Annotated in this window: 6 protein-coding genes; 5 read left to right on the top strand and 1 reads right to left on the bottom strand. The window is 45.9% G+C overall.

Annotation, left to right across the window (positions count from 1 at the left end):
* Positions 1-75: 75 nt before the first annotated feature.
* Positions 76-4,179: a hybrid sensor histidine kinase/response regulator transcription factor gene (locus BacF7301_RS02930; protein ID WP_245208322.1), complete on the bottom strand. Its 4,104-nt coding sequence runs from the start codon at positions 4,177-4,179 to the stop codon at positions 76-78.
* 214 nt (positions 4,180-4,393) lie between these two features.
* Between BacF7301_RS02930 and BacF7301_RS02935 the strand changes: the two genes are divergently transcribed.
* The 5 genes from BacF7301_RS02935 to BacF7301_RS02955 all read left to right on the top strand — a co-directional run bounded on the left by BacF7301_RS02935 (position 4,394) and on the right by BacF7301_RS02955 (position 15,478).
* Complete coding sequence (locus tag BacF7301_RS02935) at positions 4,394-5,851, top strand: sulfatase-like hydrolase/transferase (protein WP_167960038.1); 1,458 nt, start codon at positions 4,394-4,396, stop codon at positions 5,849-5,851.
* Between the two features lie 156 nt (positions 5,852-6,007).
* Positions 6,008-9,187 (top strand): SusC/RagA family TonB-linked outer membrane protein, encoded by a 3,180-nt coding sequence (locus tag BacF7301_RS02940; protein ID WP_245208324.1) that lies wholly within the window; start codon positions 6,008-6,010, stop codon positions 9,185-9,187.
* A 13-nt stretch (positions 9,188-9,200) separates the two neighbouring features.
* Positions 9,201-10,952 carry a RagB/SusD family nutrient uptake outer membrane protein gene (locus BacF7301_RS02945; RefSeq protein ID WP_167960040.1) on the top strand — a complete coding sequence of 584 codons (1,752 nt, stop codon included), beginning with the start codon at positions 9,201-9,203 and terminating at the stop codon, positions 10,950-10,952.
* A 32-nt stretch (positions 10,953-10,984) separates the two neighbouring features.
* Positions 10,985-13,771: a SusC/RagA family TonB-linked outer membrane protein gene (locus BacF7301_RS02950; RefSeq protein ID WP_167960042.1), complete on the top strand. Its 2,787-nt coding sequence runs from the start codon at positions 10,985-10,987 to the stop codon at positions 13,769-13,771.
* Positions 13,772-13,792: 21 nt separating this feature from the next.
* Positions 13,793-15,478, top strand: coding sequence for a RagB/SusD family nutrient uptake outer membrane protein (locus BacF7301_RS02955; RefSeq protein ID WP_167960044.1), 1,686 nt, complete (start codon positions 13,793-13,795; stop codon positions 15,476-15,478).
* Positions 15,479-15,498 lie beyond the last annotated feature (20 nt).

Raw genomic sequence — 15,498 nt, forward strand, 5'->3', positions numbered from 1 at the left:
CACAAAATGCTCATTCCACACAATATGGAATGAGCATTTTCTATTTATATAATAAATGCATCGCTACAATCTCTGTTATTCTTCACTCTCTCCTCCCTTAGTCCGTTCGTCATACTTAGAAGGAAGTACGCCAAACTGCTCTGTGAAGTGTTTACGGAATGTATTCGGGTCGTTAAACCCGACCATTTCAGATACTTCCAATACAGAGTATTTATGCTCCATGATAAGCGAAGCCGCCTTGCTCATCCTGACACTACGAATCACTTTAATAATAGAAAGTTCACTTCGTTCCTTAATCTTCCTGTACAGAGTAGGCTGTGACATATTCAACTGTTCGGCAAGCATTTGTACACTAAAATCCTCATTAGCCAGATTGGCTTCTATTACATTAATTACCTTTTGCATGAAATCATCCCCTTCTGTTGCCTGCGCCGTTTGCTTCAACATCAACGATTTTGTATAAATCCGTTTCAAATGTTCCCTGCGCAGAATCAGATTTTCGACTTTAGCTTTCAGTATTTCCGGATTAAAAGGTTTCATCATATAATCATCCACTCCAAGCTGTGCTCCCCGTATTATATCCGCATCTTCCGCTTTTGCCGTCAACATTAAAATAGGGATATGCGCTGTCTCCACCTGCTCCCTGATTTCCTTGCAACAGGCAAAACCGTCTTTTACCGGCATCATAATATCGGAGATTATCAAATCCGGCAAATGTCGCATAGCCTGTTGCACCCCTTCTTCACCGTCGGCAGCCTCCAGAACATTATATTTATTCTGAAAAAGACTCACAATATACTGCCGGATATCCGGGTTATCTTCTACAACCAGCAGAGTTGTTTTATACCTTGCAGCAGATAGTTCTTCTTTATTTACCTGTTCCGGTACGGCAGGTTCGTCCGTCGGACTTGCGTTGTCATCCACCGGTTCATAAACCGTTTCTTCACAGTTATCGTCGGCAAAATGGGCTTTCCCTTTCGGGAAATTCAAGCTAAAGCTACTTCCCTTTCCCAATTCGCTTTGTAAGTCTACTGTCCCGTGATGCATATCCATCGTGTTTTTCACAATACGCAAGCCAATACCGACTTTAGTCGAAAAGGAAGGGGCCGCCCCTCCGGTAACAAACGAATCGAATACCCGATGCTGCAATTCAACCGGAATCCCTCTGCCCGTATCGGAAACTACAATCCGGCAATACTCCTTTTCATCCATTGTATTCTCCATTACAGCAAGAGTGATGTTACCTCCCGCTTCCGTATATTTAAATGCGTTCGATAATAAATTGCGTACAGCAGAAGCGACTTTCTCAATATCCACCCATAAAGGGATAGATTTATCCGGCAAATCAATAGCGAAATCAATCTTTCGCGACACCGCCATTTGCCGGAAAGTATTCGCCGTTTCTTTCAATAGAGCCACGACATTCACTTCGGAAAGACATAATTTCATCATCCCCGCCTCAATCTTTTGCACACTCAACAAGTCGTCTACCAAGCGGTGAAGTGAATTACCATTCTCATACATCAACGACAAAGCCTTATAATCAGGGTCAGTATTTGTCTTTCGATGTAACAGTTCCTGTAACGGAGAAAGTACCAATGTCAACGGAGTCCGCAACTCATGAGCCACACAGGTAAAGAAGTTCTCCCTCTCTTCCCGAATCTGTTTTTCCTGCTCACGCTCCATATTGGATATATGCAATTCATGTTTCAGGAGTAATTCGCGTTTAGCTCTTCGCTGTTCACGGCGAACACGGTGAACGGCATAGCCGGTTATCAACAATATAACCAAAAGCACACACAGGCGAAACCAGATAGTCTGGCTCCAGTGAGGAAGAATACGTATCGCTAATGTATTTACCACGCTGTCAGTGCCGTCGGGATAAACGCTTTTCACCTCAAACACATAATCACCGGCAGGCAGATTGGTATAAGCAGCTTTTTCTCCTCCGTTGCATACCACCCATTCATTCTGATAAGGGAGCAAACGATAATTATACTTCTGATGTTCTTCCGAATAAAGCAAGTTGCTGAATGAAAGCGAAAAGTCACGGTTGGCATAAGCCAGAGTAAGCTCATCAGTATAAGGAAGTCCTTTTTGCAATATAACCTGCCCGTTTCTCTTCTCACCAATCGCTACATGCTTATTATTCACTTCCAGGTCAAGCAAGAGGTTTTTCTTTATCGAAGGTATCATTTCCACCGTTTCCGGATTAAAATAAGTCAATGCGTAGTTATTCCCGAAGAACAATGTATTCGCTGCTTGCAAAACCGAACGGTTACTGCCCGAGATATAGTAATTATAGAATAAATTCTGATGCCGGCTATATCGGGAGATGCCCGAATTCGTGCCTAGCCATATATGCCCGTTCTCATCTTCCGTTATACAAGTGACAAAATTACTGCACATTCCGTCACGGGTGGTATAGAAATGTTGTATCGAGTCCTTATTTTGCGCAAGAATCCCCAGTCCCTCCGTATAACCGATATAAAGTTGCCCGTCCGTAGAAGCATGCAGAGCACGGACATACCGGGCGGCAGTTCCCGCTGCCACTTCATAATTTCCTTTTATTTCCGCTTTTCCTTCGACATTCAATACTAACTTGTACAATCCGTCGGGAGTACCTATCCAAAGCTCGCCATTCAATCCCTCGACAATGGCACGTATAGAATGTTTTTCCAATGGTTTGCCTTCCACCGTTAAGACCGGAGAGAAGTTCTTCGTCTCCCGGTCGAACAGTAATAAACCGTTCCGCGTCCCTACCCAAAAGCGGTGCTTACTGTCCATAAACAACTGCCACACATAAGTGGAATATTTCAGATTATTATTCTTCCGGTATTCATAAGGCAAGTTATAGTTCATAAACTTACCAGAAGAAGATTGATAGCAAGTTATGGATGCATCCGAATTGCCAAACCATAGATTGCCTTCCTCATCTTTCATAGCACAAAGCACAGCTTTTCCTTCAACAATGGGAGTATTCTTCGGAGAAAAACTCAAAGGCTTTGACGGGTCAAACGGCGAGTCGCTGCATAATATCTCCCCATGAAACGTAGCCAGCCAGATATTCCCTTTATCATCGGACACAATATCACAGATTTCACTCGTCTCACTCTGGCAGAACCTTTCATAAAACTTTTCCCTCAAGTCGAGAATCATTACCCCTCCCCCATGTGTTCCGAAATAGAGCAACCCTTGAGAATCATAATAAGCAGAGAGCATACGGGATTCCAGGTTATAGGAGAAACGGGGAAGCTGGTTATTAATCTCGGTCGTTACATCACCATTCTTCCTATCCAGGGAAAGTACCGTATATCCATTCCAGGTAGCCGCTATATATTTATCTCCTACAGCTATCAAAGCGTACACGTCATCATGCGACAAATACTGTTTACTACTGGAATTTCTTGTAAAAGAGTCTAAAGAATGATTGCGCAAATGATAACGCAACACGCCCCCGCCTATCGTCGACATCCATAAATAATCCTTATCACAAACCAATGAGGAAATCTGATATGAATCGGGGCGACTGGTAAACAGAGTAACAACAGCGTCCAACTTCTCCGTCTGCAAATCGAAAATAAGCAGTTTACTTTTCTCTGTTACCAGAAAAAGTTTCTTTTTGTCCTGCGATTCACAAAATGCATAGATAATCTCCGTTTCATCAGTTAGTGCAAACTCTTTCAGTACTTCAAGCGAAAGCACAGACGTTTTATTATCAGCACTTCTACCAAGCACACGCTTCAATAAGTGTAACTTATTTTTCGAAATCGACCAGTAGGTAGAATCATTCAGAAGTACCAGCCCTCTCGTATTGTAGTATCGCATATCGCCAAAGCCGGCTGTTTCTACAAAACATTCCCGATAACGGTCAAAGCAGTGTAAATTACTACTGGTGATAAAAAGAAGCAGCCCGTCCGATGTATCATACATATGCTCAATAGTCATATTATATTTATCGGAAGTGAAGCTGCGTATATTCTTTCCGTCATAACGGCTCAACCCATCTCCTGTTCCGAACCATATAAATCCATCCTTATCCTTAAATATGGAATAAACGGAATTACCGGCAAGACCGTTTTGCATATTCATCTTTTTAAAGTTCTGCTCCAAAGAAGCATAAAGCAAAAAAGGAAGAAGCAGACAGGCGGTTAATAAGAAAGTTTTCTTTGCGTTCATAGGCGGGATTAGATTTAGCTCTGCGCACAAAGAAACAAAAACAAACTCGAAAAAGCTAGAAAAAAGCCCAATTAATCGTCATTTGAATGAAACGCCAGACATTAATGAATGAAACGCTCAGAGGCGTTTTTTTGCCTTCACCTTAATTTTGTAGCAGTTACCAGAACAGTAAATCGTTAACCTGAGAACAACAGAAATAATCCAAATAAATAGTATGAAACAACATTTAAAAAACACCTTTTTGTTACTGCCGATAGCAGCCAGTCTTCCTGCTCAGGCACAAGAAAAAAACGAATCCCCCAATCTCGTTTTTATCATGGCCGACCAATGGAGAGGAGACGCTTTAGGCTGTCTGAACAAAGAACCGGTACAAACTCCCCACTTGGACCGGCTTGCGTCCGAAGGAGTGCTCTTCACCAATGCAGTCAGTTGCTATCCTGTTTCATCACCGGCACGGGGAATCCTGATGTCCGGTATGTATCCCATGAATAATAAGGTAATAGGAAACTGCAATTCGGATACAGCCCCCTATGGTGTGGAACTGCCGGAAACAGCCCGTTGCTGGAGTGATGTCCTAAAAGACAAGAACTACCGGACAGGCTACGTCGGGAAATGGCATCTCGACTCACCCTACAAACCCTATGTGGATACCTACAACAACCGTGGAGAAACGGCATGGAATGAATGGTGCCCCCCCGAACGCCGACATGGTTTCGACTTCTGGGTAGCTTACGGCACGTATGACAATCACCTCAATCCGATGTATTGGGAAACAACCGCTCCGCGTGACAGTTTCTTCTATGCCCATAAATGGGGACCGGAATATGAGGTAGACCGTGCCATTGGGTTCCTCTCGGAACAGAAAAAGAGCAGTTCTCCTTTCGCATTGGTCGTATCCATGAATCCCCCGCATACAGGTTATGACCTCGTGCCCGACAAATACAAAGAGATTTATAAGCACCTGAATGTGGAATCTTTATGCGAGAATCGCCCGGACATTCCGGCCAAGGGAACTGAAATGGGAGACTACTTCCGCAACAATATCCGTGACTACTATGCTTGTATGACCGGAGTAGACGAGAACGTGGGACGTCTTATCGAAGAATTGAAACGGCTGAAACTATTCGACAATACGATTGTAGTGTTCACTTCCGATCATGGAATATGCATGGGAGCCCACCACTCCGCAGGAAAAGACATTTACTACGAAGAGTCCATGAAAGTCCCCATGATTATTTCATGGCCTCAACAAATCAAGCCACGGGTCGACAATCATACCATGATTGCGTTCGGAGATATGTATCCCACCTTATTATCCATGATGGGATTCTCCAAAGACATTCCGCAGGAAGTACAGACATTCGACTTTGCCAACTCTATCCTGTCAGGAAAAGCGGACAAGAAAACCGTGCAGCCTTACTATCGCGTACAGCCCGATAATCCAACTACCGGCTACCGGGGCCTGCGTACTTCAAAATATACCTTTGCCGTACACGCCACCAATGGAAAGATTGACCGGACTGTACTTTTCGACCGGGACAAAGACCCGTACGAAATGAAAAATATAGCAACAGAACGACCTAAATTAGTCCGCGCCCTGCACAAGCAACTCAGAGAATGGCTGATGCAGACCAACGATCCGTTCGCTGCCTATCTCCCGGAGAAACAATAAAAAAAACGATTCGTAACAGTCAGGAATCGTCAGTTTTCAATAATTATATAAAGAGGTTTTTCACTTAACACAACCCGGACAGGCAGCATAATGCCGCCTGTCCGCAAAAAACACCCTTTTAACTAAAACTATATTAATCACACAAAAATCAATCACATGAAAAGAAAAAGCAAAATTCGAGCAGGATGGCTTCGTTTCTTTGTATTGTCATTTATCTTTGTTTTTTGTAGTTCTATGCCCGCAGTTGCACAGAACGGCATAAAAATCACAGGTAAGATAGTCGATAATACACAGATGGAAGTTATCGGTGCAAATGTGCTGGTCAAAGGCACTTCTATCGGTGCCATAACCGACATCAATGGCGAGTACACAATTGTAGTACCGGACGAGAAAGCCATATTGGTATTCTCATTCATCGGTTATCAGAAACAGGAAATTGCAGTAGGCAAAAATAGAACTGTCAACGTTACTCTGAAAGATGATTCACAATCACTGGATGAAGTCGTGGTAGTTGCCTACGGTACACAGACAAAAGCAACATTGACCGGTGCTTTATCATCTATCGACACAAAGGAATTGCTAAAAGCCCCCGTAGCAAGTATCAGCAATGTGTTAGCAGGAGCAATGCCGGGAGTTTCCACTGTGCAGACAAGCGGACAGCCGGGTGATGACGCCGCCTCTATCTTTGTACGCGGTAGCGGTTCGCTAACCGGCGGTGCTTCCTCTCCCCTCATTTTGGTAGACGGTGTAGAACGTGAATTCTCACAGATAGACCCGAATGAAATTGAGAACCTCTCTATCCTGAAAGACGCTTCCGCCACGGCGGTATTCGGAGTACGCGGCGCGAACGGCGTAGTTCTTGTCACTACCCGAAGGGGGAAATCCGGCAAACCGACTATCAATGTCAGCACCATTACCGGTGTGCAGCAACCGCTATCATACGTCCAGCAAACCGGAAGCTACGAGTTCGCCCGTTACTGGAACATGAAGCAACAAAATGACCGGGTGACGGACAAAGCCATGTACTTCACCCGTGAAGCGATAGAAGCATACCGCACAGGCTCGGACCCTATCATGTATCCCAACACCAAATGGGGAGATTATATGTATAACGACCTATTCATACAATCAAAAAACAACATCAACATATCCGGTGGCAATGAGGCGGTAAAATACTTCGTATCTTTAAGTTATCTTTATCAGAACGGTATTTTGAAACAATTTGACGCGCTGCCCTATGACAATAACTTCAAGTACAACCGTTATAATTACCGTGCCAATCTCGACTTCAAACTGACCCGGACAACTACTATGAAACTGAACATCGGTGGCAACGTAGGACAGAAGCAAGAACCGAGAGCTTCCAGCGACAACCCCTGGGTATATACCCAGATATGGGCGCTTCCTTTTGCCGGTCCCGGCATAGTAAACGGAGTACGGACTATGACTCCGGGTGCATTAACCCCAGTAGGAGTAAGCCGTGACGGATTGAGCATATATTGGGGACAAGGCTACAACCAGGAATACAAGACCACCCTGAACACAGATGTAGACATCACACAAAAACTGGATGTATTGACCAAGGGACTTTCCGTTTCAGTAAAAGCATCTTATGATAATATGTTCAAACTGAATAAATATCGTACCGGCGGTACAGTCGAATCGCAAACAGCCTATTACAAATCATTTATGGATGATTCTACCAAGCCGCAGACCGACCCGGATTATGACAAGACCATTGTCTATGTGCCGAACGGAAGTATCACTCCGCTCAATTATTCCGAAGATTACGGCAGGGACCGCAACTGGTATATCGAAGGCAGAATCAATTATGACCGCACATTCAACAAGGACCATAAAGTCACCGCCTTGTTCCTTTACAACCAGTCACGCAACTACTATCCGAAAAAATCGGATGGAACGGACGCAACGTATCAATATATGCCGCGGGGATATGTAGGTTTTGTAGGACGTGCCACTTACGGATACAAATCCAAATATCTGGTAGACGTAAATGCCGGATACAACGGTTCCGAGAACTTTGCTCCGGGCAAGAAGCGGTATGGTTTATTCCCGTCCGCTTCCGTAGGCTGGGTCATGTCGGAAGAAGCATTTATGAAAAAACAATCTTTGATTGATTACCTGAAATGGAGAGTATCGTGGGGACGCGTAGGTAGCGACACCGGTTCGAGCACCCGCTTTATGTATATGCCGGGAGTATGGACGCAAAACGGTACGTACAGTTTCGGAGTTTCCAATCCGACAGGCAGCCAGGCATACATACTCGGAACTCCGGGAAACACCGACGTCAGTTGGGAAACAGCCGACAAGCAAAATTATGGTATCGACCTGAAAATGTTGAAAAACAGACTTTCATTGAGTGTCGACTACTTTACGGAAAAACGTACCGGCATCCTTATCTCACCAAACTCCACTCCTTCTATCATTGCCACCGGACTGCCGAACCTGAATATCGGAAAGGTGGATAATCACGGATATGAGATTTCGTTGGGTTGGGACCACACATTGAGCAATGGTATCCGTTATTATGCCAACGCCAATATGTCTTTTGCCCGCAACAAAATCATCTACATGGACGAAGTGCCCAACAAATATGACTACATGAACCAGACCGGCGGTTCTACGGAACGTCCGACTAATGTGTATAAATATCTCCGGCTCTACCAGTACAGCGACTTCACGAAAGACGCAAACGGCGAACTGGTACTTAATCCTTCACTTCCCCAACCTTCCGTCAGAGTGTATCCGGGCGACGCTATGTACGCCGACCTGAACGGTGACAATACGGTAGACGGAGACGACCGGATGACAACCGGCTATTCGGAACGTCCGGAATATGTATTCGGTTTCAATGGCGGATTCAATTACAAAGGATTCAACTTCAGCATGCAATGGAGCGGCGCAACGCACGTCAATAAAATGCTTCAGGTAGAATACCGTATTCCTTTTACCAATGCGGGCAAACGGGGACTGTTGGACTACTTCTACAAACAAGGGTGGACAGAAGAAAACCAGCTAGAAGCCAAATATCCGCGTGCGGCGGAAACTTCGGAAACATGGAACTCGGAGAACTCTACCCTCTGGCTGAAAGACGCCTCGTATATCCGCCTGAAAACCCTGACAATCGGATATACCTTCACCAACAAGCGCTTCCTGAAAGCAATCGGCGCCAAAAGTCTCGGACTTTCCCTCAATGGATATAATCTGCTGACCTTCTCACCTCTCGACATCTTAGACCCGGAAAGTTTAGGAAACAATGTAGGTGCTTATCCATTGGTCAAGGTTTATAGTGTAGGTGTCAATCTTAATTTCTAAATACCGTAAAACAATGAAGAATATTATAAAGTTACTTTCAATTTGTCTGGTTTGCGGCGTCTGCTCCTGTTCGGACCTGACATTCGGAGACAAATTCCTGGGCAGCCAACCCGAAAGTTCGGGTGCGGTACTGGACTCCATGTTCAGTTCCAAGGTCAATGCGGACAAAGTGTTGACAAGTGCCTATACCTATCTGCCTTATGGGTTGCCTACGGGTGCAGCACCCAATAATAAACTGGGAGTGAACCTGCTCGAAGCAATCAGCGATTTATATCAGAGTTTCAGAAACAATGCATCCGACGGTCCTACCAACCTCTATTACAACGGTCTGTTAAGTGCCAACAATTCATTGGCAAATGCCGAAGCCTACCGTTATGGTTCGGAAAGCCAGTACAACGCAATCCGTTACGCATGGATCTATATCGAGAATGTGGCAAAAGTGCCCGATATGACAGAAGACGAGCGCAACGAACGCATTGCCGAAGCTAAAATGATTATCGCCCTGAGCTATGCCGAGATGTTCCGTTATGTAGGTGGCGTATGCTGGATTGACCATTCAATAGAACCCAACGAAACAATGGAGTTCCCCCGTCTCACTTTCGCTGAAACAGTAGACAGGATTATAGGTCTGTTGAACGAAGCAATCCCCTACCTGAAATGGAAACAGGACGAGATAGAGGACGGGCGCATGACTAAAGCCGGAGCCATGGGATTAAAACTCAGGATATTGCTGTTTGCAGCCAGCCCCACTTTCAATTCCGATACCAAATGGCATGGTCAGGCAGATGAATATACCTGCTATGGTAATTATAGCAAAAAACGTTGGGAAGATGCGATGAAAGCCGGACAGGAATTCTTTGCCGAACTGGATAGAAGACAGGAGTATGCCCTGACGCAGCCGGCAGAACCGACCGCACAGGCACGGCGCCTTGCCTATCGCGCCGGCTACTATGACAGAGGGGGGACAGAAGTATTGGTTTCTATCCGAAGGGGATATAACGAAAGCACCCACAATAACTTGTTCGATCAACGTTTCTACTCCGGTCCCACACTGAACTATGTTAATATGTTCCCTTGGGCGGACGGAGAAGATTTTCCGGAAGACTTTAATTGGGAGCATCCTTCCAAACAACCTTTCTTCCAAAACGGTGAGCCTACCCGCGACCCGCGATTATATGAAAATGTAGCCGTTCCCGGTGACCGTTATTTCAATGACACGCAAGCACCCGTATATACCAACCATCAGGATTATCGTGCCGAAGGTAGCGGATTCCTGATGATGAAATTCATCCTGCAAGCAGCGAGCGACCGCCAGAACCGCCCTGTCCAATGGCCTTATCTACGTCTGCCGGAAGTGATGTTGAGCTATGCGGAAGCAATCAATGAAGTGGAAGGTCCCGAGAATGCCCTTAGCTATGTCAACCAAGTACGCAACCGCGTAGGACTTTCCGATTTATCTTCCGATATCGGACAGTCAGACTTGCGGGAAGCTATCCTGCGTGAACGCGCATTGGAGTTCGGTTTCGAAGAAGTGCGTTGGTTCGACCTTGTACGCTGGGGGCGCAAAGACGATTTCCAGAAAAAGCTATATGGCCTGTATTCCAAAGGAGATAAAGTCAATAATCCCACTTCCTTTACTTTCGCACCCTACGAACTGGCTTCACGCTACTGGGCAAACAATTGGGACAGCAAATGGTATATGTCTCCTATCCCGCAGAAAGAAATCAACAAGGGATACGGAATGACCCAAAATCCCGGCTGGTAAATTTACACAATAACTTAAGTTAATCATATCTTATGAAGAAATATATAATCATAGCATTAATCGGTGGTTTCACTACTCCTACATTTGCACAGGAACAGGAGAGAGACAGTTTGCCGGACAGGGTGCAATTGGGATACCAGACGGAAATGCCCCAAAAAGCAATTGCCGGTTCCGCCAGAAGCATCGATAGCAAAGTGCTCGACAAAGCACCGGAAATAGATATTGCCAAAGCACTGTACGGCAAAATAGCCGGATTGAATGTATATCAGGGAAATGGTTCCAGCGCAGAGAATATTCCCTCGCTAAGTATTCACGGAAATGCTCCTCTTATTTTGGTAGACGGTTTTCCACGCAGTTTATCCGACATCAGCAGTTCGGAAATCGAATCTATCCAGATTCTGAAAGATGCTGTGGCATCCGCCCTTTACGGGGTGAGAGGCGGGAATGGCGTCATACTCGTCACGACCAAACACGGGCACGACGACAAACTGAAAGTAACCGCCAAATACCAGTACGGTATCAGTACGCAGTTCCGCAAACCGGAATTTGCCGATGCATACACATACGCCAACAGCCTCAACACGGCACTGGCACTTGACGGACTGGATGCACGCTACCAGCCCAACGAACTGGATGCATTTAAAAACAACACTTACCCCTACGAATATCCGAACGTGAACTGGTGGGACGAAGTGTATAACAAGACATCCGACAATCATCGCCTGAACCTGACTTTCGACGGTGGAAGCAATCGTTTCCGCTACTACTCCGTTATCGACTATATGCACGACACGGCTCTCTTTAAAGACAAACAAGCCGACGGACGGTATAGCACCAAACCTTCGGATGTTCGTCTGAATATCCGCACCAACATTGATGTGGACCTGACTTCGAGCACTTTTTTCAAGGTCGGTATTCTCGGAAAACTGCAGGAAACCAATAATGCTTACAGTATTGGAGCCAACAACACCAATGCGCTTGCGGGAATCATCTATAATACCCCTTCCGCCGTGTTTCCTATCCGCCACGCAGACGGTACGTATGGCGGGAACAGCACGTATGGAGCCAACAATCCTGTTGCCTTGCTGGAAAGTACGGGTAACTACCGGACTACTTACGGCACACTGTTAGCCAATGCCACCTTGAAACAGGAACTGGACGCACTGTTGAAAGGCCTTTCGGCGGAAGTATCCGTAGCGTTCGACAATTCCGGCTCTATGTATGACACAGCCACAAAGGAATATAAATATATGGACGTACAGGCTTCCATGCTTCCCGATGGCACAATAGTGACTACACCCGTCAGCTACGGAAAAGATTCGGAAACCCTCAATCACGATGACTCTAAATTCAAGTCGCTCTATATGCGTTCCAACATTCAGGCTAAGATCAATTATCTGCTGCAAAGCGGCGCACACGACCTGAACGCCTCGCTTATCTACGACCAGCAATCCTACACAGCCAACGGGAGAAACAAGGGTGCCAAGAGACAATCCGGCCTACTGTATGCCACCTATATGTATAACGACCGATATACAGTCAATGGAGTACTCAACTATTCCGGTACGGCATTTCTGCCCGAAGGGGACCGCTTCCACCTGTATCCGGCAGTATCCGCCGCCTGGATTGCCTCTAACGAGAAGTTCATGAAAAACATTGAAGCAATCAACCTTTTCAAGTTATACGCCTCATACGGAATCTCCGGTTGGGACGGCAATATGCAGCATGAACTTTACCGCCAGTCATACGGTAGCACCAACGGTGGAACTTATTACTTCACCAATAATGCCAGCGAATTTTACGGGTTGGCAGAAGGTGACCTTCCCGTAGAGAATCTGACAATCGAAAAGTCAAAGAAAGTCACCTACGGTATGGAACTGAACGCTTTCAAAAACCGCCTGTCCGTTTATCTGGAAGGATTCTACGAAAGAAGAAGCGATATTCTTATCAACGGTTCATCTTCCGTTTCCGGTATCATCGGTATCGGCGTAAGTAAACTGAATGCCGGTATCCAAGACTATAAAGGTTTTGACGCCTCTCTCTCATGGAAGGACAAAATAGGCAAAGATTTCAATTACAGTATCGGTGCCAATGCTTCCTACGTCAACAGTAAAATCATTAATGACGGACAGGAATACCAGCAATACGATTATCTGTACACCAAAGGAAACCGGGTAGGCCAGAGATACGGGCTGGAAGCAATCGGATTTTTCCACGACCAGGTAGAGATTAACAACAGTCCTGTCCAGACATTCTCTACCGTCCGTCCGGGTGACATCAAATACAAAGACCAGAACGGAGATAACAGGATTGACGAGCAAGACGTAGTAAAAATGTTCGGTTCGGGCGTACCCCGGTTCTATTTCGGAATCAACCTCACCGCTTCTTATAAGAACTTCGAGATTTCCGCCGATTTTCAAGGAATGACGGGTGTCACCACCAGCCTGCTGAATTCACCGCTATACCAACCCTTGGTAAATAACGGAAACATCTCACAGACATTCCTGGATAACGAGACTGCATGGACGCCGGAGAACGCGGCCAAAGCGACCATGCCACGCCTCACCACCCTTGCCAACGCCAACAACTACCGCGCCAATTCCCTGTGGTACAGGGACGGTTCATTCATCAAGCTAAGGAACCTGTATGTCAGCTATACATTCCCTAAAAAGATGATGCGTTTTGCGGACATGAAGGTTTACCTGCAAGGGAACAACCTCTTCTCACTGGACAATATCGGTTTTGCCGACCCCGAACAACTGGGAGCCGCATACCCTTCCACACGCTCCTACTGGGCAGGAATCAAGTTCAACTTTTAACCCGAAATACGATTAAGATATATGAAAATTAAACATATCATAGTAGCATGCAGTTCTATCATCGCATTCGCATCCTGCAATTACCTGGATTACGATGAAACGAACGGATTAAATACCCGGGAAGATATCTACCGGTATTTCGATAAGACCAAACAAATGCTCACCCATGTATATACCTATATGCCGCAAGACTTTGGCGTCATCGGCGGAGCTATGAGAGATTGTGCCAGTGATGATGCCGAATTCGGAGCAACGGGAGGCAACATACAGGATATGACCAACGGCAACTGGTCGGCTATTAAAACCCGCGATGATAACTGGGGGCTATACGAAGGTGTCCGCGCAGCCAATGAATTCCTTCAATCATTGGAAGACGTAGACCTGTCGCGCTATGAGTATAACACCAATTATGAGAACTGGATGAAGCAACTGGGTTACTTCCCGTATGAAGCACGCGTACTTAGAGCCCACTACTTCTTCGAGCTTGCCCGCAGATATGGAGACATCGCCATGCCGTTGAAAACTCTTACGACCGAAGAAGCAAACGCTATCGGTAAGACACCCTTTGAAGAGGTGATCCGCTTTATCGTATCCGAATGTGAAGACGGTGCAAACAATCTGCCCGCAACATACGTCGGTCAGCCTAATAACGAAACCGGACGAATCACCAAAGGCTTTGCCATGGCTGTGAAGTCAAAAGCCCTGCTATATGCAGCAAGCAAACAGCACAACCCGTCCAACAATCAGGAGAAATGGGAAGCGTCCGCCAAAGCTGCCTATGACATTATCAAGACAGACTTATACCGGCTCGATCCGAATGAGAAAGCAAATAATATTTCTTCACCGGAAGTCGTCCTGTTCCACATGAACGGCAACAGCGCCGCGTTTGAGCGTAACAACTTCCCGGTCCGGTTCACCGAAGGAACACGTGCCACACCGGCCACTGCCACATTCCCGTCGCAGAATCTGGTAAATGCTTTCCAGACTATCAAAGGATATGCCGTCACCCTGACCGATAATGGTTGGGAATGTGAAGACCCCGATTTCAATCCGCAAAATCCGTATGCCAACCGTGACCCGCGCTTCGAGCGCACGATTCTTGCCAACGGCATGTCGTTCAAAGGTTCCGAAATCGCGGTATATAAAGGTGGAAGTGATTATACGTCCGTTTCCGAAGGAGGTTCGCCCACCGGTTACTTCCTGCGGAAATATATCCAGGAGACTACCAGTTTCGAAGCGGACAAGGAAGTAGTCAACAAACATCACTGGATTGTCTACCGCTATGCGGAAACATTGCTTACTTACGCGGAATCTATGGTAATGGCATTTAAGAACCCGCAATATACCAACAGTGATTTTCCGAAATCGGCGGAATGGGCACTGAACGAAGTCAGAACAAATGCCGGAATGCCAACCGTCTCCATTACCGACCCGAACGAATTTATGAAGGCATTGCAGAATGAATGGCGCGTTGAATTTGCTTTCGAAGACCACCGTTTCTGGGATATACGCAGATGGCAGATTGGAGAGGACACCCAAAAGGAACTCTACGGCGTAAGCATCGAAAGAGCAACGGATGGTACATTGAATTTCCAACGGACGCTTTATAAAAGCAGGACATGGAACCAACGGATGTATCTCTATCCTATTCCGCAAAGCGAGTTATTCAAGAATAAAAACCTGAATCCCCAGAACACGGGATGGTAACCTATTATCTATTTATATCA

The sequence above is a fragment of the Bacteroides faecium genome (assembly GCF_012113595.1).
Classification (GTDB): domain Bacteria; phylum Bacteroidota; class Bacteroidia; order Bacteroidales; family Bacteroidaceae; genus Bacteroides; species Bacteroides faecium.

Excerpts from the sequence above, each read along its gene's own strand:
- BacF7301_RS02950 (WP_167960042.1), top strand. The coding sequence starts at position 10,985 with ATGAAGAAATATATAATCATAGCATTAATCGGTGGTTTCACTACTCCT.
- BacF7301_RS02930 (WP_245208322.1), bottom strand. The coding sequence starts at position 4,179 with ATGAACGCAAAGAAAACTTTCTTATTAACCGCCTGTCTGCTTCTTCCT.
- BacF7301_RS02940 (WP_245208324.1), top strand. The coding sequence starts at position 6,008 with ATGAAAAGAAAAAGCAAAATTCGAGCAGGATGGCTTCGTTTCTTTGTA.
- BacF7301_RS02945 (WP_167960040.1), top strand. The coding sequence starts at position 9,201 with ATGAAGAATATTATAAAGTTACTTTCAATTTGTCTGGTTTGCGGCGTC.
- BacF7301_RS02935 (WP_167960038.1), top strand. The coding sequence starts at position 4,394 with ATGAAACAACATTTAAAAAACACCTTTTTGTTACTGCCGATAGCAGCC.
- BacF7301_RS02955 (WP_167960044.1), top strand. The coding sequence starts at position 13,793 with ATGAAAATTAAACATATCATAGTAGCATGCAGTTCTATCATCGCATTC.